Origin of the sequence: Albirhodobacter sp. R86504 (assembly GCF_042466415.1) — a bacterium.
Lineage (GTDB): Bacteria > Pseudomonadota > Alphaproteobacteria > Rhodobacterales > Rhodobacteraceae > Albirhodobacter.
Genome location: NZ_JAXHCH010000002.1, coordinates 2,572,749 through 2,592,941, shown reverse-complemented (window position 1 = coordinate 2,592,941; position 20,193 = coordinate 2,572,749). Strand labels below are relative to the sequence as shown.

Below are 20,193 nucleotides of genomic sequence, written 5' to 3'. Positions count from 1 at the left end.
TCTCGGAAAGCGGCTTTATGCCGCGTGCCGCAGATAAGATGTCATGCCGGAGGAAATCGTCTCCGAGAGCCCCATCAGCGCGGCTAACCGCCCCTTGATGTCATCGTGGAATGTATCAAGTTGATCGATCGCCGCGGACAACCCGCCGCCGTTCTCGCGCATCCGGCCGCATTCGACACGCCCAAGGACGCGGATTGTATCCAGCCCGAGCATCTGCCGTCGAATATCAGCGCTTGACCTACTTAGACTTGCTGCGACATCAACCCCGCTGCGCAGAGCGGCGCGCGCCTTTTCACGGCAATCGCGTGAGACTTTCGCAAGCAATTCGCGCTCGACGCTCCAATCCAACACGATTGATGCTCTATCCTGATCCCCCATTGCGATCATCTCATCGATGATCCCCGCTGCTCCCAGTAAAAAGATCGCGTTCGCGACCTCACGCGACATTTTTTCGCACAGATTACCATCCCCACCGACGAAGGACCGCAAGCGATCCGAGATGCCAATAGATGACGCCTTATAATTCTCGGAGATGGTCGAAACAGGCCCCCCTGAAGGCTCCAAGCGGGAGGCAACAAGCCGCATATTGTTCGGTATGGATTGGAGCGCATCAAAGCTGCGCAGCAAGGCATTTTGCTCCGCCCCAGCGCGCTCCAGCGCCGTGGTTAACCCCAACAGGGTTTTTGTCTGGACCTCTTGTTCGCGCCCCAAGGCGCGATCACGCTCCGCAATTTCTTGACCCATCGTGAAGGCCATAAATTCAGCATAATGTCGGAAACCATGTTGCGCCGCGATATCGTTCAGGCGCCGCGAGGCCGTGTCCAGATCAAAACCATCCTCCGACTCGCGCGCACGCAGCTTGGCGTAAGACGCACGAATTTTTTCAAATCCCTCGCTCGAGGGCTTCAGTCGCACCGACAAATAGCCCCCGTCGATCGGCAGGATCATTGCGTAAACCCAGTAAAAGCCACCATCCTTGCCTCGGTTTTTGACATAGGCTCCTATCGGTTCGCCCTTCCCGATCCAGTCCCACAGCACGCGAAACACCGATTGCGGCATATCGGAATGCCGGACAATCTTGTGGGGCGCCCCGACAAGCCGTTCCCATTCGATACCCGAAACGCGTTGGAAAACTGAGTTCCCCGCACTGATAACACCGCGCTTATCCGTGCGAGAGTAGAACAATTCATCCAGCCGGAATGGAATTTCAATCTCGGTATTCGAGGTGGAGATAGGACTTTGAGCGCGCATGGTTTCGATAGGTCCCTGACTGAGCATTCGCCGATTTAGCTTCTCCCGACAGTAGGCATATAAAAGTTACCGGAGAGTTTAGGCCGACAGCTCTATGCAAGTCGCAAAATCTTGCCGATTCCTTAAACGGTCACGAGCAATAAACCATTAACCTTAAAAGAAAAAATTCGCCGATATTTACGCCTTGTTAGCCCCGTCACTGCAACTTGCAGGGGACAGCCAAGGAGAGACGCATGCATCACCCCCATTTCGCTACTCACACACAGGTGGACCGCGAAAATGTGAGCCCGCTCGATTATGCGGTGGCGCAGCGGGATCGCGATATTCTGACAATGGTCAGAGACGCCATCGATCGCCGCGATGTCGTGCTCGCCTTCCAGCCCGTCGTTCAAACCGCGCAGCCCAACCATCCCGCGTTCTACGAGGGACTTATTCGGGTCTTGGACGAAACTGGCCGCATCATTCCCGCCAAGGACTTCATCGAGACAATCGAAGATACCGAACTTGGCAGGAAGATCGATTGCCTTGCCCTTGAGCTGGGCCTCAAAGCTCTCTCACAGGAGCCTTCACTCCGGCTGTCGGTCAACATGTCGGCGCGCTCGATAGGCTACCCCGCTTGGATGAAGACCCTCAACAAGGGGCTGGCTATCGACGAGACGGTTGCCGAGCGGCTCATCTTAGAGATCACCGAGAGCTCTGCCATGGCTGTGCCAGATCTCGTATCGGTGTTCATGGAAGACCTACAGCAGCGCGGAGTTGCATTCGCCTTGGATGACTTCGGCGCAGGCTATACGTCGTTCCGATATCTTCGGGAATTCTACTTCGACATCATCAAAATCGATGGACAATTTATCCGAGGAATTGCGACTACGCCTGACAATCAGGTGCTGACCAGTGCACTTCTGTCGATTGCACAGCATTTTGACATGTTCACCGTGGCCGAGTCCGTCGAGAGTGTTGAAGACGCGCAATACCTTGCTTCTATCGGGATAGATTGCCTGCAAGGCTATTATTTCGGTGCTCCTACGATTCAACCTCCGTGGGAACTACACAAATCACGCATGCGCGCCTGATTGAAAACAGGTTTCAAAATTACTCTCTGCAACAAGATGCCGGAATAATATTATCGCGAAAGATCGGTCTTCGCGTTCGGACCTCTTGACGATTGGGGACCAAGCGTCATGCTGGCGATTGACGTTGGGGAGGCGTTCTTCCTAACTGCTCTTGCATTACGGAGAGGATCCAAATGACGAATGTCGTGATCGTATCGGCGGCTCGGACCGCTGTTGGCAGCTTTAACGGTGCTTTCGCAAACACCCCGGCACATGATCTGGGGGCGGCTGTGTTGGAGGAAGTCGTTGCGCGCGCCGGGATCGACAAGGCCGATGTTTCAGAGACCATTCTGGGTCAGGTCCTGACCGCAGGACAAGGACAGAACCCGGCACGGCAAGCCCATGTCAACGCAGGTCTGCCCATCGAATCGTCCGCATGGTCGATTAATCAGGTTTGCGGGTCTGGACTCCGTGCAGTGGCCCTTGGCGCTCAGCACATCTTGCTAGGTGATGCCTCAATTGTCATCGCAGGTGGACAGGAAAGCATGTCGCTCTCGCCCCATGTCGCGCATCTGCGCGCAGGGACAAAAATGGGCGACATGAAGATGGTCGATTCGATGATCAAAGATGGCCTTTGGGACGCGTTTAACAACTATCACATGGGCCAAACTGCCGAAAACGTTGCCGCGCAGTTCGCGATCACGCGCGAAATGCAGGACGAGTTCGCGCTGGCCTCACAAAATAAAGCCGAAGCGGCGCAAAAGGCCGGAAAATTTGCGGATGAGATCGTTCCATTCAGCGTGAAAACCCGCAAAGGCGAAACCATCGTCGATGCGGATGAGTACATCCGGCACGGGGCGACGCTCGAATCGATGCAAAAACTTCGGCCAGCCTTCACGAAAGATGGCTCCGTCACCGCCGCAAATGCGTCGGGTCTGAACGACGGCGCTGCTGCGGTTCTGCTGATGACTGAGGAAGAGGCCGCTCGCCGAGGTCTTACACCGCTCGCGCGCATTGCCTCCTACGCGACAGCGGGCCTCGACCCTTCGATCATGGGCTGTGGCCCTATTCCCGCCTCGCGCAAAGCGCTTGCCAAAGCAGGCTGGAAGGCTTCCGATCTCGACTTGATCGAGGCGAACGAAGCCTTTGCAGCGCAAGCTTGCGCCGTGAATAAGGAGCTCGGTTGGGACACCTCAAAGGTAAACGTCAACGGCGGCGCAATTGCGATCGGTCACCCGATTGGTGCCTCTGGCGCCCGCGTCCTCAACACGCTTGTCTTCGAAATGAAACGTTCGGGCGCCAAGAAGGGCATCGCGACGCTTTGCATCGGCGGCGGCATGGGCGTTGCGATGTGTATCGAAGGGCTCTGAGGGACGCCCACAAAATCATCGCCGCAATATTGTTGCGGCTATGATAGGATTTGTGCAATAAGATTTCGAAGACAAGAAACAGCAGGGAGGAATCATGTCTAAAGTTGCACTCGTGACGGGTGGCACGCGCGGTATCGGCGCTTCGATCTGTCTTGCCATGAAGAATGCGGGCTACACTGTTGCGGCGAATTTCGCGGGCAACGAGGAAGCCGCCGCAAGATTCACCGAAGAAACCGGAATCAAGACCTTTAAATGGTCTGTCGCGGACTACGACGCCTGCGTTGCGGGCATTGCTCAGGTCGAAGCCGATCTGGGGCCGATCGACATCCTCGTGAACAACGCCGGAATCACGCGCGATGCACCGTTCCACAAGATGACTCGTGACCAATGGAAAGAAGTGATCGACACAAACCTTTCCGGCGTTTTCAACATGACCCATCCGCTATGGAGCGGGATGCGCGAGCGTAAATTCGGTCGCATCATCAACATCTCGTCGATCAACGGGCAGAAGGGTCAGTTCGCGCAGGCAAACTATTCCGCGGCAAAGGCGGGCGATCTTGGCTTCACAAAGGCGCTTGCGCAGGAAGGCGCGCGGGCGGGCATCACGGTGAACGCGGTCTGCCCCGGTTATATCGCGACGGAAATGGTGATGGCCGTGCCGGAGAAAGTGCGCGAATCGATTATCGGGCAAATTCCGGTCGGTCGTTTGGGAGAGCCGGAGGAGATCGCCCGCTGCGTCGTCTTCCTAGCGTCAGACGATGCGGGGTTTGTAACAGGCTCGACGATCACGGCAAACGGCGGCCAGTACTTCATTTAAACTCGATGCAAACGCGTAAACTGCAAAGGCCCGCAAATCGCGGGCCTTTCGCATAGCAAGAGGTACAACGTCTCAAGCGGACGCACATCCGAACGTCCCCAACGACATAGGACGTAGCGCGGACTGGAAGTCACTCAGCGCGCAGAAAATTATTGAAGGATGCAAGGGAGAGCTTAGCAGATCTAATCGGATCAGCGGCTCAGACGGGCTTTGAAGAAAGCGGAGCAGGGTGAGCTTCTCGTCAGCTCAGGACTTTACCCATCCTGCTCCGGTCCTTTCTCTACAAAGCGTTGCGTCGGTCATCAAAACTGTCCTTGCGGCCACCCGAAAGTCTCAACGAGCGATCCGATGGCCACAAAGCTTTTCTGAGCACGCGCGAATAAATCCGCGCATGCGAGCTTACAGGGCCGAGCCTTTCGCGCTCGGATGTCCGCTCATCTAATGCCCGCTTCCACTTCGATAGGTCACATCACGCAGGCGCTGACCCAAGCGCGAGACTTACCCGCACCTGTCTTTATTTGGGGAGGTTATGCGAATTGCGACGAGAGCCGTGAGATTTCCTCTTTCAAGCGCAGCTTCTTTTTCTTCATCTCGGCGATCTGGAGATCATCAACGCCGGGGCTTCGATGGGCGCGTGAGACAGCGTCCGACAAAGCCTCGTGTTTCCGGCGGAGTTCATGAATGTGGGAATTCATCGTCATTGATAGCTCCTCTTCTGTGAACTTCTTCAGTGCAACACAAGTTTTGAGTCGTGTCACGCGCTAGTCACATTCGACTGCGAAAATCATCATTTCATACGGATTATTGCCGAATCGTTAACGGATAAGCGGCAAATTCGCGCCGTCGCGAAAAATTGCGCGGGCTGCGGCCGTGAGATCCTCCCCATCCGCCGCATGATAGGCACCCGCGTGAAGCACAAACGGCGCGAGCAGCTTTAGCGGCCCGCGTCCGAGTTTGCGCGCTTGGATGATGACGCGCCCGGCGGGACGGTCCGCGCGCGACGCTATCGGCAAAACCGTGACCGACCCCGCCCGAGACGCGGTGAGCGCGCAGAGAACGTCGCCCATCCGGTCTGCGTTTTGAATAATTGTGATCCACCCCCGCGGATGCAAGCGTTTGAGCCCTTGCGACACCCATAGCGCTAACGGCGTGGCTTCGCGCTGGCCTGTCTCACGGCCGGCGTCAGCCGCGGCGGTGCCAGAGGCGGGCGGAAAGTAGGGAGGGTTGGCGATGACGTGATCAAAACTCTGTGCGCGCAGCGCCGATGGCATCAGCGCCAGATCCCCCTGATAGACCTTTAAATCCACCGCATTCCGCTGCCCGTTCGCGCGCGCGAGATCCGCATATTCGGGCTGCAACTCGATCCCAGTCACATCCGCGCCGGTCCGATATCCCAGGCAAAGGCTCGCAACCCCTACGCCGCACCCAAGCTCCAGCACCGTTTCGCCGCGCTCAGCCGAGCAGGCAGCAGCCAGCAAAACGGGATCCATCGCCGCACGGTAACCATTTTTTGGCTGTGAAACCAACAATTTACCGCCCAAAAACTTATCTAACGACAGATCAATGGCCGAGAAGCTCATGGGGTATCCAGCTGTAAATCCCGCAAGATCGCCTTTGCCATGAACAAATCCTGATCCCGCACCATCAATCGGCGCGGCAATATGCCCAAGCCGCCTTCGAGCATGCTCATATGGACGTCCAGCTCAAACGTCTTTATACCCTCGCCCTCAAGAAGGGCGGCCGCCATGGAGATCCGAACAGGGTCCGTGCTACGTAAAAGCTCTTTCATATACCGAGATTTAGGGGCAACCATCGCCCCTGTCGAGAGAGACGGGAAAAACGTGATGAGCTTGGACGATAAAGCGGTCAAACCACATGACAGGCTGGCACAGGCTTTGGCGCCGGAGATGGAAGCGGTGAATGCACTGATCCGCGAGCGCATGGCCTCTGAACATGCGCCGCGCATCCCTGAGGTGACGGCGCATCTGGTTGAGGCAGGCGGCAAGCGTCTCCGCCCCATGCTCACGTTGGCGGCGGCAAAACTGTGCGGGTATGACGGCCCCTACCACATCCACCTTGCCGCAACGGTTGAGTTTATTCACACCGCAACCCTGCTGCATGATGACGTTGTTGACGAAAGCGCCCAGCGCCGCGGCAGACCAACGGCGAACTTGCTGTGGGATAATAAATCCAGCGTCCTCGTCGGTGATTACCTCTTTGCACGCGCCTTCCAGTTGATGACGGCGGCGAATGACATGCAGGTGCTTTCGATCCTGTCGAATGCCTCCGCCGTTATTGCCGAGGGCGAGGTATTGCAACTCACCGCAGCGCAAGATCTTGCGACGAGCGAAGACATCTATTTGAACGTCATCCGCGGAAAAACCGCGGCCCTGTTTGCTGCGGCCACGGAAGTCGGCGGCGTTTTGGCAAACGCTCCCAAGGAGCAGATCGACGCGCTGCGTGTCTACGGCGACGCTCTGGGAATTGCGTTCCAAATCGCGGATGACTTGCTTGACTACAGCGCCACACTCGAAGCGATGGGAAAGAATACGGGCGATGACTTCCGCGAGCGCAAGCTAACGATGCCGGTCATCAAAGCCGTCGCTTTGGCAGATGCTGAGGAACGCGCGTTCTGGCAGCGCACGATCGAAAAAGGGCAGCAGGACGACGGCGATCTCGAACATGCCATCGCTCTGATGACAAAGCATGGCACGCTCAATGCAACCCGCACCGCGGCAGTGCAATGGGCGGATAAAGCTCGTGACGCGCTGCAGACGCTGCCCGATTCGAGCCTGCGAGGAATGTTGGACGATATCGCAGATTACGTCGTGGCGCGCCTGCGCTGACAACGTTAAGCGGTCCGCGGCGCCGATAGCGCGGTTTGATCGCCCAGCATCCCGAACCGCACCCACCAGTCAGGATGCGCGGCGGCCACAAGCGCCGCTGCTTCGCGCGCGCGCTCCGGATTGGCGCAAAGCCCGAAGCAAGTGGCACCAGAACCCGACATCCGCGCAAAATCACAATGCTCGCGAAGGCTGGCCAGGACCTGACCGATCACCGGCTGCAATGAGACCGCAGGCGGCTCAAGATCATTCCGCTGCTCAGCGAGCCAAGCGATCATCTGCGCCGCATCTTGCCAATGCGGAATGGTTTGCGGGCCAGGTGCGTTTGTCTTGGTCGTAAGCGCCTGAAAAACCTGCGGCGTCGACACCTCAACCCGCGGATTCACTAAAATCGCAGGGAGGGGCGGCATCGAAACCGGCGTGATGTCCTCGCCAATCCCCTGCACCCGTACCGGTCGCGGATGATAGCACATCGGCACATCAGCCCCCAATGCGAGCAAGTTAAGGTCATAAGACCCGCCGCTGGTTTCGGACCGCAAAAGACCGCGCGTCACATGAGCGTCTTTGTGCCCCGCCAACGCAAACGCGCCGCGCAAAGCCGCCGCAGCATCAGACGAGCCGCCCCCAATCCCCGAAGCCGCCGGCAGATGCTTATCCAACGTCACCGCAAAGCGCGCGCCCTGCATCAGGTCCAGCGCGCGCCAGACGAGGTTTCGGTGATCGGTGGGAACGCCAGCGGCCTCCGGCCCGATGACGCTCACCGCCATAGCCGAGCTTGTCGCCACGCGCAGCTGATCTCCGACCGGCGCGAATGCGATGAGGCTATCGAGCAGATGATACCCATCCGCCCTCTGCCCCGTGATATGCAGCGTCAAATTCACCTTCGCAGGTGCAAAAACCTCAATTGGCATCCGCAGGCGCGCTCTCACCGGCGGCGTCCGCCTTAGCCGGCGCTGCAACCTCTTTCAGAGCTGGCGCCCCCTCTTCACGCAAGACCGCATCAAGCCCGCGGTCAATTTTCGCGCGCATCCGTTCAGCGTCTTTTTCTTCCTCAGGCTTAAACGACAAAGCGCGGCGCCATTGGAAGCGCGCCTCGCGCTGGCGCCCCACGGCCCAGTAGACATCGCCCAGATGATCGTTCACCAAACTATCATCAGACATCAACTCAACCGCCGCCTCCATCGCGGCCACAGCCTCGGTGTAGCGACCAACACGGAACAAGCCCCAGCCGAGACTGTCCATAATCGCGCCATCCTCTGGCCGCTCGACCACAGCGCGTTCGATCATCGACAGCGCCTCATCGAGATTCTCATTCCGGTCGATATAGAAGTAACCAAGATAATTCAGAACGAGCGGCTGATCCGGCTCAAGCTCTAACGCTTTGCGGAAATCGGCCTCGGCTTTCGGCCAGTCGCCCGAACGCTCATAAGATATCCCGCGCGCGTAAAACGCGACCCAGCCTGCGCCGCCGCTTTCATTGGTGAGGTCGATCAACTTGCTATAGGCGGCGATCGCCTCCTCATACCGCTCGGTGCGCCGCAAAAGATCGGCGAGCGACGACCAGACCAAAGGCTGATCGGGGTTTGCCTTGCTCAGCGCAGTCAACGCCTCTTGCGCGGCTTCCGGCTTGCCTTCAGATTCCAAAGCTTCCGAACGGCCAAGCTCGGCCGCCAGATAGGAGGGGTGGTCCGCAGGGACGCGCCCATAAGCCTCGGTCGCGAGCTCATATTGCTCATGCTGCTCCAAGATCGCAGCGGTCAGGAGAAGCGCCTCGACATGGTCCGGCCGCAGATATTCCCCCAAACGTGCATAGATCAAAGCGAAGATTTCCTCGCGATCTCCCGCCAACGCGCCGGCGATGGTGAAGAATGCCTCCGCAGCGCCCTGCGCAGGTGACGTTACCGCCGTGAAAGGCAATGTTTCACCCTTCTCGAGCGCGGCCCGCATCTCTGCGGTTGCAGGGTCAGGGTCGGTCGCGAAAGCCTCGTCGATCAGCGCGATTGCGTCGTCGTTCCGTTCCAACTGCGACAAGATCTCAACCCGCGCAATCAAGCCGCGCCGTGAGCCCGACAGGCTCGCCCCTTCGGGCGAGGTGAAAATCTCTTCTGCTCCGCCAAAGTCGCCGACCATCGCAAGCACGAGCGCCTTTTGGTATAAGGCAAGCGCGCCGAAGTTCGGCTCCTTGCGCATCTTGTCGAATTGCGCAGTGGCTTCCGAAATCTGGCCTTGCCCCGCATAGGCCCAAGCCCGCACCAGCCCCGCGACAACCGGCCCGACATTCGCCCCATCATCGATCCGCGCGATCAACGCTGACCAGTCTTCGCGCTTTGCATCATCGGCAAGCAACATCAAAGCGGAGACTTGGCTGCCATCGGGAAGGCTGCCGATCTCTTTCGACAGCGCAAGCGCCGCATCAAATTCGCCGCGCGCGACGTTCATCAAAACGGTTGTGTCTTGCAAAAACCGGCTCGTCGGATCTGCGAGTAAAGCAGTCGCGAAATATTCGGCCGCAACGTCGTAATTATTGGCTCCGGCGGCGGCGCGCCCCGCGAGATAGGCGCCGGGATTTTCCGCCAAGGCAGGCGTTGAAAGCGTCGTTGTCATAAAAAGGGACGCCCCGAGGAGGAACGCGGGGAAACGGGCGAGACGTGCTGGCACAGCGGAATTCCTTATTGCTTGCCCGCAAAGTAGCGGGGTGCCTGCGTCAAGGCAATGCGGCCAACACCGCACACATGGTCACAAACGTCTGACTCGCGCAGCTGTGAGCAGAACGGCGGACGATTTCTCGCCCGCCGCAGCATTTCCGTTCGATTTTTTGAGAATTGCGAACGCTTCGTCCGCATCACCTCACATGTTCGGGTAGTTCGGACCATCCCCACCTTGCGGCGTCGTCCAATTAATATTCTGCGACGGATCTTTGATGTCGCAGGTTTTGCAATGCACGCAATTTTGGAAGTTGATCTGGAATTTCGGACCATTCTCTCCTTGCAACACTTCGTAAACGCCAGCAGGGCAGTAGCGCTGCGCTGGCTCGTCATACAAAGGCAAGTTCACATTCACCGGCACAGACGCATCTTTGAGGTGCAAGTGACAAGGCTGGCTTTCTTCATGGTTCGTAAACGAGAAGGCCACGTTCGTCAGGCGATCGAACGACAGCTTGCCATCGGGCTTCGGATAGTCGATCGGCGCGAAATCTTTGGCTTTGCCAGTCGCATCCGCATCGTTCTTACCGTGCTTGAGCGTCCCGAACAGCGAAATACCGAACAGGCTATTGGTCCACATATCCAACCCGCCGAAAACGAGCGATGGCAACATCCCCCACTTCGACCACATCGGCTTTACGTTGCGCACTTTTTTCAGATCGCTCGCGATCGGGCCGGACCGCAAATCGGCCTCGTATGCCGCTAACTCGTCGCCCATACGCCCTGCGGCAATGGCATCGGCCGCAGCATTCGCGGCCGCGATACCCGAGAGCATAGCGTTATGATTGCCCTTGATGCGTGGCACGTTCACAAGCCCCGCCGAACACCCGAGCAACGCCACGCCCGGTGCGACAACCTTCGGCACCGATTGCCAGCCCCCTTCGGAAATCGCGCGCGCGCCGTAAGCAACGCGCTTGCCGCCTTCCAAAAGCTCCGCGATCATTGGGTGATGCTTGAAACGCTGGAATTCCATGTAAGGGAACAAGTGCGGATTTTCGTAATTCAGGTGAACGACAAAACCGACATAAACCTGATTATTTTCGAGATGATAGACGAACGATCCGCCACCGGCATTGGACCCGAGCGGCCACCCCATCGTATGGGTAACCGTGCCTTCGCGATGTTTGGCGGGGTCGATCTCCCAGATCTCCTTCATGCCGAGGCCGAACTTTTGCGGGCAATGCCCAGCAGAAAGATCGTATTTCGCCATGACTTCCTTCGCCAAAGACCCGCGCACACCTTCCGACAAGAAAACATACTTGCCGAGCAATTCCATCCCCGGCTCATAGCCGTCCCCGATGGAGCCATCGGGATTTTTGCCAAACTCGCCCGCGATAACGCCGGCAACACGATCTTGCCCGGTCTCGTCTTTCGCCCAAACGAGCTGCGAGGCCGCCATTCCAGGGAAAATTTCGACGCCCAGTGCTTCCGCCTGCTCCGCCATCCAGCGGCACACATTTGCCATCGAGACGATATAGTTGCCGTGGTTCGACATAAGCTTCGGCATCGGGAAGTTCGGGATGCGCAGGCTCCCCGCAGGGCCTAAGACGTAGAAGTTATCGTTCTTGACTTCCGTCTTGATCGGCGCGCCCATGTTCCGCCAATCCGGCAGCAACGTATCGAGGCCGATAGGGTCCAACACAGCGCCCGACAGAATATGCGCCCCGACCTCAGAGCCCTTTTCGAGAACAACGATATTGAGATCGGCGTCGCGTTGTTTCAAACGGATCGCCGCAGAAAGCCCAGCCGGCCCCGCGCCTACGATAACAACATCATATTCCATCGACTCGCGTTCGATCTGGTCCACGCTCGGCTCTCCCTGTCTTGGCTGCGCATTTTCTCAGGCAGTTTGCTAGCCTAGCATCACATGGCTGGCAATCCTGAGCGCTACGTGACGGCAATAAAATTAGGCGAATGACATCATTTGGCTAAAGATTGCACTTTGTTAAGGCATTGCGCAAACGCCTTTCCGTTCTCGGCGGATGCGCGCCCGATGTTCCTTACCAATCGTCACCTGTTCCGTTTTTTTCCCCAATCACTTGACTTTAGGTGGACAAGCCGGATTTACAGGCTGAAAGCTAAGAAAATTTGCCAGTCACCACAGGCCCTGTTCCATGGAAAAAATCCTTCTGACGCGCGCCGGCTACGACGCGCTCGATGCAGAACTGAAACAACTCAAATCGGTTGAGCGCCCTTCGGTGATCAAGGCGATTGCTGAGGCGCGCGAGCACGGCGACCTCTCGGAGAACGCCGAATACCACGCAGCCCGCGAGAAGCAGAGCTTTGTCGAAGGCCGCATCAAAGAGATCGAAGGGACCCTCGGTCTATCCGAAGTCATTGATCCGAAAAAGCTTTCCGGCTCGGTCAAATTTGGCGCGACGGTTACTCTCGTTGATGAGGATACCGACGAAGAACGCACCTATCAGATCGTTGGCGAGCCAGAAGCCGATCTGGAACGCGGCCTTTTGAACATCAAATCCCCCATCGCACGCGCCCTGATCGGCAAGGACGAAGGCGATAGTGTCGAGGTGAAAGCCCCCGGCGGATCAAGATCGTACGAAATCCTCGCCATTCGCTTTATCTAACGGTTAGGATGGGCTCGTGATGACCGAACAGCCCCGCCCACAAGACACCGCCACGCGCGCCGCGCTGGAAACCCGTTTGCGCGGTCAATCGCGCGCGGGTGAGCCTGAGCGCGCGATGACGAAAGCCGAGTGGATTGCCCTTGCGCTCAGTGTCTTGTGGCTCGGCTTGGTCGGCGTGTTCTATGTGTTTATGCCAAGCTCCGAAAACACGAACACCCTCAGCGCAATAATGGGTTTGATCGGAGTTTTTCTTCCCATTGCGATGTTTTGGGTGGCGGCGATTCTTGCCCGTGTAACGCGGGAAATGCGCGCAGAGGCTGCGGAGTTGCGGCAATCTGTCGAAGCGATGCGGCAGGCATGGGTTTCCCAAAATTCCAACCGCGCAATGCCGCAGATGGAAAAGAAGCTCGACGAAATCGCCAAAGCAACGCGCCAAACCGAGACCGCATTGGCGACATTCACATCACGCCGCGACGTACAGGCCACCGTGCCCTCCGCCAACCGCAAGGCCGCTCTGGCCGCGCCGCGCCCTTCCAGCCCAGCCGAAGATCAACCGGTTCTCGCGCTCGGGACACCGGCCGAGGAGATGCGCTCGCCCGTATCGGTGAGTGACTTTGTACGCGCCCTTAACTTCCCGGATAATGCCGAGGATAAAGACGGCTTCCGCGCGCTGCGCCGCGCATTGGAGGACCGGACGATGTCCAAGCTCGTGCGGGCGGCGCAAGATGTTCTTACCCTGATGAGCCAAGACGGAATCTACATGGATGATTTGCGCCCGGACCGCGCGCGCCCCGAGATCTGGCGGAAATTCGCCAAGGGGGAACGCGGGCGCGAAGTTGCCGCGCTCGGGGGGGTCCGTGACCGTTCTTCATTGGCATTGAGCGCAGGCAGAATGCGGCAAGACCCCGTGTTCCGTGACGCCGCGCATCATTTCTTGCGGCAATTCGACAAAACTTTCGCGGAATTTGAATCCAACGCCTCGGATCAAGAGGTCGCCGAACTTGCCGAGACACGCACCGCGCGTGCCTTCATGCTGTTGGGCCGCGTGACAGGCACGTTCGACTAAGGTCGCGCGATCGGAGGCTGGACGGATGGCGCGATCGATTTTTCCATAACAAGAACCCGACGAAATCCGAACGTTATAGCCGTGATCAGGCTGCGACGCTCGCGGGTGACGATGAACCCCATCCGCTCGTAGAGCGCGCGGGCGCGCGTGTTGCTGGCGACAACATCCAGCCGAACGAAATCATAGCCTCTGCGGCGCGCCTCAATGCAAGCCGCCTCAACCAAGGCGGCCCCGACACCGCGGCCGCGCCAATCAGGGCGCACGACGATCCCATCTACCATGAATGCGCGGCTCTCGATATCGCGTGCCAGCCATGCGAAGCACAAGCCCCGCCAAAACGCACCATACCGCCCGTAGACCGCGCGCAGATCATCAGGCGTCCCGTAGACAAGCCCGCCCCGCACCGAACGATACCCGATTACGCCAATGAGCTCATCGCCGCGCCGCGCACTGAGCGCGTGATTCACATCCAGCACGCGATCGACAAATTTTAGCCCACGTGGATCGGGCCCCAAAACACGCGAGAGTTTGCCCCCAAACGCGCCCCAATAGAGCGCGACAGCAGACGCGCGGCCCTGCGCGGGCAAGCCACGCTCAATCTCAAATGTCATGACTTTCTCCCCCCGGAGGAAATATCATACGGGACCGCGCCCTCGCAAGATCCTCGGGGGTGTTCAGATTGGTAAACGGATCAGGGATGTCATGAAAATCGGCATGCGCCGCTGATTTTAACGCAATGCGGAGGCGTCGTTCTCCGTCGCCAAGCGCTTGTGAAATATCGGCGCGCATCGAGACCGGCCAAAGTGCCACGGCGGGATGCGCTCGCATCTCCCCCTCAATATCCACGCTGCGAGCATAGCTAGCCCCCCCCTCCACGGACGCCGCACGCAACCGCGCGACAAGATCCAAGGGGATAAACGGCGTATCCACGGGCACCGTCACCAATGCATCCGCGCCGATCCCCGCAGCCCATGTGAGCCCCGCCAAAACCCCGCCCAGAGGCCCTTGCCCGACAACCGTATCGCGCAAGATGGCCTTGCTGTAATGGGCGATATGGGTCGCGTCACCGTTGAAGGAAATCGCAACGGGCGCGATCTGTGGCGCCAGCCTGCGCAATACATGCGTAATAAGCGGCGCGCCGCCCAGATCAAGAAGCGCCTTATCGACACCGCCCATCCGACGCGCTTCGCCGCCTGCAAGGACCAACGCCACAAGCCGCATGCGATCTCTCCCGTCTCAATCGGCGTGACAGATCAGCCGCCGATTGTGCGCCCGTGGGTAACCTCATCGGGGCGGATCATTTGGATGCCGTGAACATTGCGCGGATCGCCGTCATAGACATCCTCGCTCACCACGCCGTCCACCTTGCCGAACATCTCGGACAACGGCACAGGGAAGTACGTATGGGAGATTTCCTCAAATCCGGGCAATCCGCGAAGGCTCGAACTCACCGAATTCGCGCACATCGATTTAGGCACTGCGCCGTACGCCTCAACACGTCGGCGGAGTTCCTCGGCCACGTCGAGAGGAACGTAGACTTTTTGCACCTTCACGTACCAATCTTCGCGCGCATGATAGTCGATGTAGAATTTCCGCATCCGCTCCGTCATGCCGTAATGGACATCATTACGCTCGGGGGCGTAGGGGTATTTCCATGTGCCGGCCGGATCGAACAAAACCCGTTCATTGCCATCAATAAGCAACGAGGAATGCCCGCCCGCGCCGGTGTTTTTGCTGATCACGGTGTAGAGGGTAATGGAGGGCGCCTCGCCCGACGAGAACGCAGCTTTGCGAACGGCATCATCGGGAGCCCAGACAGGCTCGGCACCACAAGCGGCAAGGAACAATGGCAACAACAGGCACAGGATAAGTCGGCGCATTGCAGACCTCGCGTTTCATAAGAGAATTGAGCACGTAAAATAACGTTGCTTGGCGGCCGCCTGCGGATCAGGCAACCGCCGAATGGTCATCAAACCAAGGCCCGCTCTGGGCCAGAGTTCTGTCTATCAGCCGTTGACCAGCGCGAGGAATACGAGGAACACGACAATCGCGATCACGCCGTATTTCACGAAGCTGATGAAGCCTTTGAATGTTTTCTCTTGGGCGGTGATATCCATCGTGCCCTGAATGTGCTCTGCCATTTTAGAAATCTCCCGTTCAACTTTCGCGCAAATAATCACAAGATCTGGGCACTGTCACGCCCGAGTTTGCACGGTTTCACACTGTTGCGATGGTTTAGGACACAGTCTCTGACGCTTTGACCTCCCCGCCGTCTTCGCGTTCGATATCCTCGAACAGGCGAAACCCGATGCGCCGCGGCTTTTCTTCCGGTGCTTCTTTCGGCAGAGCCACCAGCGAGAAGTTCAGCTGCGAGACATGCTGAATCAACTGGGTGCGCACGCCTTGCTCGTTGCGGCCGTAAAAGGTCAGAATATCAGGCGCGAAATAACCTAGCCCCTCGATCCGCAGAGCGCCCGAGGTCCCCCCCGTCATGCCCAGCGCAATTTCCTGATCCTGATCGAGTTGTTCCTCAAAGTTTTTGATAAACAAAACAAGACGTTCATACGCCCATTGCGCCTCTGACTTTTGCTCCGCCGGCGTGCGGCGCAGCGCCGCGGGAAGGGGCTGTGCCTCGGGGGTTTGTGGGGCGTCATCGCTTGTGTGCACAACATGCCCGCGGCACAATGCGGTGGCTTCCATCGCCTCGGCGGAGGTGGAGATATCTAGCTCTTGATCCAGATCCATTGGCCGGCCTCATCTGTCGTTCGCGCTACCTGCCCAGTGTGGCGCAAATAATTCAGATGCGCCACCGCCTCAGCAAGCGCGAGGCCGTAAACCGCCGGCGTAATCGCACGTTTGAACAAAGGCGCGAAACACTCCCCCGCCGTGCGCGGTGTTTCAAGGTGCGTCACAAGCCTGACCAAGGCCGCCTCGTGATTCTCGATCATTTGTCGCAGGCGGAGCGGCAGACCGGTGAAAGGCAATTTGTGCCCCGGGAGCACGAGATGCTCCGACGACGCCTCCAACTGGAACCGTCGACAAGATACCAGCCACTCCGCCACTGGATCGGCATCCGGTTCGGTCGGATGGACACCAAGATTAGCTGATATCGAAGGCAAAAGCTGATCGCCGCCGAGGATGATCCCGTCCTCATCCGACCAAAGGGTCGCATGTTCTGGCGCATGGCCATCCCCCGTTCGGACGCGCCAATGCCGCGCGCCAATTGTCAGGGTGTCGCCATCGCTAATCCTGACATACCCCAAAGGCAGCGGATGAACGCAATCTTTAAAGTTGAACGGGCGTGCAACTTGACGACTGGCGAAAATCTCGGGATCCATCCCCGCCGCCCGCCAAAATCGGAGCGCTTCTGGAGTTGGAAGAGGATGTTCGTCCAGCACCAACATCCGCGCCATCAACCAACTCGTGCGCGTCGTGACGAGGTCGGCGCCGCGCGCCATGAACCACCCCGCCAAGCCAATGTGATCCGGATGATGATGCGTCACCACAACACGGGTGACCGGCCACGCGGCCAAGGGGCCGCGTAGCAAATCCTCCCAAATCTCGCGACACGCGCGCGTATCCATGCCCGGATCCACGATACACCAGCCACCCGAGACGGCACGATCATCGAGGATAAAGCTATTCACGTGATCCAATGCCATCGGCAACGGCAGGCGTGCCCAAAAGATACCCTCGCCGACCTGTGTCACGGCACCTGTTTCGGGTGCGACGTCGAAAGGATATCTGATGCGATCTATCACCCGTGAAGCACCTCTGGCGTAAGCGCGTAAAGGCCAGCCGCGCCCTCCTTTGCCTCAGCAAGGCAAGCGGCGTATTGCGGCAACAAGCGGCGGATATAAACCCGCGCGAGATCGGTGCGCGGACCGGTTCCTCCCTCGGCGACGGCGGCACGCAGATGGTAATGCGCGCCCAAAACACGGGCAAATGCGCGCAAATAGGGCACAGCTCCGGCGAACCGATCCTGCATCTCCTGATGCACGAGCCATTCCGTCGCCTCGCGCAGGCTTTCGGCCGCCAACCACGTATCCTCCGCAAGCTGCGGCAACATCGCACGGGCGGAATGTGCGAAATCCTCAACCTCTTGCAGCAAACGCGCTGCTGCCTCGCCATTGTCCGCCATTTTGCGGGCCACGAGATCCATCGCCTGAATCCCGTTGGTGCCCTCATAAATTGTCGTAACACGCACATCGCGGTAGAATTGCGCCGCGCCGGTCTCTTCGATAAAGCCCATCCCGCCGTGGACCTGAACGCCCGTCTCTGCGACATTGCAGCCGACGTCGGTGCCGTAAGCCTTGGCGATCGGCGTCAACAAGGCCGCCCGCGCCGATTGCTCGGCATCGCCCGACGCACGACCCAGATCGAGCGCAACCGCACATGCGAGCGCAATCGAGCGCGCCGCAAAAATTTCGGCTTTCATCGTGGCCAACATCCGGCGCACATCAGCATGCTGAATGATTGCCCCCGCCTGCTCGCGCTCTTGCGCATAATCGAGCGCCTTTTGGAACGCCGCCTCCGCGATCCCGATGCCTTGCACACCAACAGCCAGCCGCGCGTTGTTCATCATGGTGAACATCGCGGCCATTCCCTTGTGCTCGCCCCCGACCATCCAGCCCTGCGCGCCCTCATAGGCCATCACACAGGTCGGCGAGCCGTGAAGCCCCATCTTATGCTCGAGCGATACAACGCTCAGCGAATTCGCCTGCCCTGGCTTACCATCCGCATCCGGCAGGTACTTCGGCACGATGAAAAGCGAGATCCCCCGCGTGCCCGCTGCGCCATCGGGCAAGCGTGCCAGAACGAGGTGACACACGTTCTCGGTCAGATCGGAATCGCCCCATGAGATGTAAATCTTTTGGCCGGTAATCGCGTAGCTGCCGTCGCCGTTCGGCTCGGCCTTGGTGCGCAATGCGCCGACATCGGTGCCCGCTTGCGGCTCCGTCAGGTTCATCGTTCCCGACCATTCGCCGGAAATCAGTTTCGGCAGATAGAGAGCCTTGATCTCATCGGACGCATGATGTTCCAGCGCCTCGATCTGGCCTTGAGTCAAAAGGGGATTCAACTGCAAGGACAAGCAAGCGCCCGACATCATATCGTTCACGGCCATGTTTACCGCTTGCGGCAAGCCCATACCGCCGAACTCCTCAGCAGCCGCCAATGCGACCCAGCCGCCCTCACGAATAGCGGCGAAGCCCTCTTTAAAGCCCGGCGTTGATCGTAGCACGCCGTTCTCCAGCCGCGCGGGATGAAGATCAGAAGCTCGGTTCAAAGGCGCCATCACTTCGTCGCACATACGCGCGGCTTCGGTCAGAATCGCGTCAACCGTCTCGGACGTCGCCTCGGCAAAACGCTCAGACGCACTCACGGGCGCGAGTGGCACGACTTGATCCAGAATGAAACGAAACTCCGCCGCTGGCGCGCGATATGGCATGTCTTCTCCCCCTCGCGCTTGGCAATGCTTTGCCATACGCGTATGCAACAACTCCGATACACACCACGCTAACGCATGGGTGCCCACCCCAAAACCTGAACGCTGCGTCACGACTATGCCCCAAACCACCCACCTTTTAAACTCGGATCATGACGGTCTTGCCCAAGCCGCAGCGCTGTTGCGCTCGGGCGCGCTGGTCGCGTTTCCCACCGAGACAGTCTACGGATTGGGCGGAAATGCTCGCGATGCGGCAGCCGTGGCCGGAATTTATGCCGCGAAAGGGCGTCCATCCTTCAACCCCTTGATCGTGCACGTGGCAGATCTCGACGCGGCAGAGCTGATCGCCGTTTTCAACGATCAAGCCCGCAAGATCGCCGCCGCTTTTTGGCCTGGCCCGTTAACGATGGTGCTTCCCCTTCGGCCCGCGTCGGGGATCGCTGATCTGGTCACGGCGGGGCTAGAGACCGTCGCAATCCGGATTCCTGCGCATCCGGTCGCCCGCGCGCTCCTGCGCGAATTCGGGGGAGCGGTCGCCGCACCGTCCGCAAATCCGTCGGGTAAGATCTCGCCCACAACGGCCGCGCATGTGATGGGGGGATTATCGGGGAAGATTGCGGGTGTTGTTGATGGTGGGGCCTGCCCAGTGGGCGTTGAATCCACGATCATCTCCCTCGCCCCGCTCACGCTTTTGCGCGAGGGCGGGTTGGTTCGCGAGGATCTCACCGCAGTGCTCGGACCACTTGCGGACGGCGGAGATGCGCAAAAGCCGAATGCCCCAGGCCAATTGACGTCGCATTACGCGCCGGCCGCACAGGTTCGATTGAATGTTGTGACGCCCCGACCCGACGAGATCTGGATAGGGTTCGGCGATTGCGCCGGATCCCCCCTGTCCCTATCGCCGCGCGGTGATTTGGTTGAAGCGGCAACGCGCCTTTTCTCTGTTTTGCGCGAGGCAGACGCGCTTCAAAAACCGATTGCCTTCGCGCCCATCCCTGAAATCGGCTTAGGCCGCGCAATCAATGATCGCCTGCGACGCGCCGCTGCGCCGCGCGACTGAT

General features: G+C 58.8%; 21 protein-coding genes. 7 read left to right on the top strand and 14 right to left on the bottom strand.

Annotation, left to right across the window (positions count from 1 at the left end):
• Positions 1 to 15 precede the first annotated feature (15 nt).
• Positions 16 to 1,251 (bottom strand): PAS domain-containing protein, encoded by a 1,236-nt coding sequence (locus SJY32_RS14515; protein WP_376876875.1) that lies wholly within the window; start codon positions 1,249 to 1,251, stop codon positions 16 to 18.
• Positions 1,252 to 1,484: 233 nt separating this feature from the next.
• Between SJY32_RS14515 and SJY32_RS14510 the strand changes: the two genes are divergently transcribed.
• The 3 genes from SJY32_RS14510 (at position 1,485) to SJY32_RS14500 (ending at position 4,490) form a co-directional block, all read left to right on the top strand.
• Positions 1,485 to 2,324 (top strand): EAL domain-containing protein, encoded by an 840-nt coding sequence (locus SJY32_RS14510; protein ID WP_376876873.1) that lies wholly within the window; start codon positions 1,485 to 1,487, stop codon positions 2,322 to 2,324.
• 173 nt (positions 2,325 to 2,497) lie between these two features.
• Positions 2,498 to 3,673, top strand: a complete 1,176-nt coding sequence (locus tag SJY32_RS14505) for an acetyl-CoA C-acetyltransferase (protein ID WP_376876870.1) — start codon at positions 2,498 to 2,500, stop codon at positions 3,671 to 3,673.
• Between the two features lie 94 nt (positions 3,674 to 3,767).
• Positions 3,768 to 4,490, top strand: a complete 723-nt coding sequence (locus SJY32_RS14500) for a beta-ketoacyl-ACP reductase (RefSeq protein ID WP_376876867.1) — start codon at positions 3,768 to 3,770, stop codon at positions 4,488 to 4,490.
• A gap of 527 nt (positions 4,491 to 5,017) precedes the next feature.
• Here the strand turns inward: SJY32_RS14500 and SJY32_RS14495 are convergent.
• The 3 genes from SJY32_RS14495 to SJY32_RS14485 form a co-directional block, all read right to left on the bottom strand.
• Positions 5,018 to 5,191: a YdcH family protein gene (locus SJY32_RS14495; RefSeq protein ID WP_376876864.1), complete on the bottom strand. Its 174-nt coding sequence runs from the start codon at positions 5,189 to 5,191 to the stop codon at positions 5,018 to 5,020.
• 114 nt (positions 5,192 to 5,305) lie between these two features.
• On the bottom strand, positions 5,306 to 6,070 hold the full coding sequence (locus tag SJY32_RS14490) for a tRNA1(Val) (adenine(37)-N6)-methyltransferase (protein ID WP_376876861.1): 765 nt from the start codon (positions 6,068 to 6,070) through the stop codon (positions 5,306 to 5,308).
• The gene (locus SJY32_RS14485) at positions 6,067 to 6,279 is read right to left on the bottom strand and encodes a DUF2007 domain-containing protein (protein WP_376877777.1); all 213 of its coding nucleotides are present in this window, start codon (positions 6,277 to 6,279) and stop codon (positions 6,067 to 6,069) included. Before SJY32_RS14485 ends, SJY32_RS14490 begins: the two co-directional genes overlap by 4 nt.
• A gap of 55 nt (positions 6,280 to 6,334) precedes the next feature.
• On the opposite strand from SJY32_RS14485, the gene SJY32_RS14480 reads away from it, so the two are divergent.
• On the top strand, positions 6,335 to 7,336 hold the full coding sequence (locus SJY32_RS14480; RefSeq protein ID WP_376876858.1) for a polyprenyl synthetase family protein: 1,002 nt from the start codon (positions 6,335 to 6,337) through the stop codon (positions 7,334 to 7,336).
• Between the two features lie 5 nt (positions 7,337 to 7,341).
• Here SJY32_RS14480 and SJY32_RS14475 read toward each other — a convergent pair whose 3' ends face one another.
• The 3 genes from SJY32_RS14475 to SJY32_RS14465 form a co-directional block, all read right to left on the bottom strand.
• Complete coding sequence (locus SJY32_RS14475; RefSeq protein WP_376876855.1) at positions 7,342 to 8,244, bottom strand: 4-(cytidine 5'-diphospho)-2-C-methyl-D-erythritol kinase; 903 nt, start codon at positions 8,242 to 8,244, stop codon at positions 7,342 to 7,344.
• Positions 8,234 to 9,937, bottom strand: a complete 1,704-nt coding sequence (locus SJY32_RS14470; RefSeq protein WP_376876852.1) for a tetratricopeptide repeat protein — start codon at positions 9,935 to 9,937, stop codon at positions 8,234 to 8,236. The genes SJY32_RS14475 and SJY32_RS14470 overlap by 11 nt, the downstream gene beginning before the upstream one ends.
• A 243-nt stretch (positions 9,938 to 10,180) precedes the next feature.
• Positions 10,181 to 11,842, bottom strand: coding sequence for an electron transfer flavoprotein-ubiquinone oxidoreductase (locus tag SJY32_RS14465; RefSeq protein WP_376876849.1), 1,662 nt, complete (start codon positions 11,840 to 11,842; stop codon positions 10,181 to 10,183).
• A 307-nt stretch (positions 11,843 to 12,149) separates the two neighbouring features.
• Here SJY32_RS14465 and greA point away from each other — a divergent pair, with 307 nt between their 5' ends.
• The gene (gene greA / locus SJY32_RS14460; protein WP_376876846.1) at positions 12,150 to 12,620 is read left to right on the top strand and encodes a transcription elongation factor GreA; all 471 of its coding nucleotides are present in this window, start codon (positions 12,150 to 12,152) and stop codon (positions 12,618 to 12,620) included.
• Positions 12,621 to 12,639: 19 nt separating this feature from the next.
• Entirely contained in the window at positions 12,640 to 13,686 is a 1,047-nt protein-coding gene (locus tag SJY32_RS14455) for a hypothetical protein (protein ID WP_376876843.1), read from the top strand.
• On the opposite strand, the gene SJY32_RS14450 is transcribed toward SJY32_RS14455, so the two are convergent.
• The 7 genes from SJY32_RS14450 to SJY32_RS14420 form a co-directional block, all read right to left on the bottom strand.
• Complete coding sequence (locus SJY32_RS14450; RefSeq protein WP_376876840.1) at positions 13,683 to 14,297, bottom strand: GNAT family N-acetyltransferase; 615 nt, start codon at positions 14,295 to 14,297, stop codon at positions 13,683 to 13,685. The two genes, SJY32_RS14455 and SJY32_RS14450, sit on opposite strands and share 4 nt — an antisense overlap.
• Positions 14,287 to 14,907 (bottom strand): molybdenum cofactor guanylyltransferase MobA, encoded by a 621-nt coding sequence (gene mobA / locus SJY32_RS14445; protein WP_376876837.1) that lies wholly within the window; start codon positions 14,905 to 14,907, stop codon positions 14,287 to 14,289. The genes SJY32_RS14450 and mobA overlap by 11 nt, the downstream gene beginning before the upstream one ends.
• Positions 14,908 to 14,939: 32 nt before the next feature.
• On the bottom strand, positions 14,940 to 15,566 hold the full coding sequence (locus SJY32_RS14440; protein ID WP_376876834.1) for a hypothetical protein: 627 nt from the start codon (positions 15,564 to 15,566) through the stop codon (positions 14,940 to 14,942).
• Positions 15,567 to 15,692: 126 nt separating this feature from the next.
• Positions 15,693 to 15,827 (bottom strand): aa3-type cytochrome c oxidase subunit IV, encoded by a 135-nt coding sequence (locus tag SJY32_RS14435; RefSeq protein ID WP_376876831.1) that lies wholly within the window; start codon positions 15,825 to 15,827, stop codon positions 15,693 to 15,695.
• Between the two features lie 94 nt (positions 15,828 to 15,921).
• Positions 15,922 to 16,431, bottom strand: coding sequence for a DUF6173 family protein (locus SJY32_RS14430; RefSeq protein ID WP_376876828.1), 510 nt, complete (start codon positions 16,429 to 16,431; stop codon positions 15,922 to 15,924).
• Positions 16,410 to 17,447, bottom strand: coding sequence for an MBL fold metallo-hydrolase (locus tag SJY32_RS14425; protein WP_376876825.1), 1,038 nt, complete (start codon positions 17,445 to 17,447; stop codon positions 16,410 to 16,412). The genes SJY32_RS14430 and SJY32_RS14425 overlap by 22 nt, the downstream gene beginning before the upstream one ends.
• Complete coding sequence (locus SJY32_RS14420; protein WP_376876822.1) at positions 17,444 to 19,135, bottom strand: acyl-CoA dehydrogenase; 1,692 nt, start codon at positions 19,133 to 19,135, stop codon at positions 17,444 to 17,446. Before SJY32_RS14420 ends, SJY32_RS14425 begins: the two co-directional genes overlap by 4 nt.
• A gap of 115 nt (positions 19,136 to 19,250) precedes the next feature.
• Here SJY32_RS14420 and SJY32_RS14415 point away from each other — a divergent pair, with 115 nt between their 5' ends.
• Positions 19,251 to 20,192: an L-threonylcarbamoyladenylate synthase gene (locus SJY32_RS14415; protein ID WP_376876819.1), complete on the top strand. Its 942-nt coding sequence runs from the start codon at positions 19,251 to 19,253 to the stop codon at positions 20,190 to 20,192.
• The last annotated feature ends 1 nt before the right edge of the window (position 20,193 follow it).

Excerpts from the sequence above, each read along its gene's own strand:
- SJY32_RS14515 (WP_376876875.1), bottom strand. The coding sequence starts at position 1,251 with ATGCGCGCTCAAAGTCCTATCTCCACCTCGAATACCGAGATTGAAATT.
- SJY32_RS14510 (WP_376876873.1), top strand. The coding sequence starts at position 1,485 with ATGCATCACCCCCATTTCGCTACTCACACACAGGTGGACCGCGAAAAT.
- SJY32_RS14505 (WP_376876870.1), top strand. The coding sequence starts at position 2,498 with ATGACGAATGTCGTGATCGTATCGGCGGCTCGGACCGCTGTTGGCAGC.
- SJY32_RS14500 (WP_376876867.1), top strand. The coding sequence starts at position 3,768 with ATGTCTAAAGTTGCACTCGTGACGGGTGGCACGCGCGGTATCGGCGCT.
- SJY32_RS14495 (WP_376876864.1), bottom strand. The coding sequence starts at position 5,191 with ATGACGATGAATTCCCACATTCATGAACTCCGCCGGAAACACGAGGCT.
- SJY32_RS14490 (WP_376876861.1), bottom strand. The coding sequence starts at position 6,070 with ATGAGCTTCTCGGCCATTGATCTGTCGTTAGATAAGTTTTTGGGCGGT.
- SJY32_RS14485 (WP_376877777.1), bottom strand. The coding sequence starts at position 6,279 with ATGAAAGAGCTTTTACGTAGCACGGACCCTGTTCGGATCTCCATGGCG.
- SJY32_RS14480 (WP_376876858.1), top strand. The coding sequence starts at position 6,335 with ATGAGCTTGGACGATAAAGCGGTCAAACCACATGACAGGCTGGCACAG.
- SJY32_RS14475 (WP_376876855.1), bottom strand. The coding sequence starts at position 8,244 with ATGCCAATTGAGGTTTTTGCACCTGCGAAGGTGAATTTGACGCTGCAT.
- SJY32_RS14470 (WP_376876852.1), bottom strand. The coding sequence starts at position 9,937 with ATGACAACGACGCTTTCAACGCCTGCCTTGGCGGAAAATCCCGGCGCC.
- greA (WP_376876846.1), top strand. The coding sequence starts at position 12,150 with ATGGAAAAAATCCTTCTGACGCGCGCCGGCTACGACGCGCTCGATGCA.
- SJY32_RS14455 (WP_376876843.1), top strand. The coding sequence starts at position 12,640 with ATGACCGAACAGCCCCGCCCACAAGACACCGCCACGCGCGCCGCGCTG.
- SJY32_RS14450 (WP_376876840.1), bottom strand. The coding sequence starts at position 14,297 with ATGACATTTGAGATTGAGCGTGGCTTGCCCGCGCAGGGCCGCGCGTCT.
- mobA (WP_376876837.1), bottom strand. The coding sequence starts at position 14,907 with ATGCGGCTTGTGGCGTTGGTCCTTGCAGGCGGCGAAGCGCGTCGGATG.
- SJY32_RS14440 (WP_376876834.1), bottom strand. The coding sequence starts at position 15,566 with ATGCGCCGACTTATCCTGTGCCTGTTGTTGCCATTGTTCCTTGCCGCT.
- SJY32_RS14435 (WP_376876831.1), bottom strand. The coding sequence starts at position 15,827 with ATGGCAGAGCACATTCAGGGCACGATGGATATCACCGCCCAAGAGAAA.
- SJY32_RS14430 (WP_376876828.1), bottom strand. The coding sequence starts at position 16,431 with ATGGATCTGGATCAAGAGCTAGATATCTCCACCTCCGCCGAGGCGATG.
- SJY32_RS14420 (WP_376876822.1), bottom strand. The coding sequence starts at position 19,135 with ATGCCATATCGCGCGCCAGCGGCGGAGTTTCGTTTCATTCTGGATCAA.
- SJY32_RS14415 (WP_376876819.1), top strand. The coding sequence starts at position 19,251 with ATGCCCCAAACCACCCACCTTTTAAACTCGGATCATGACGGTCTTGCC.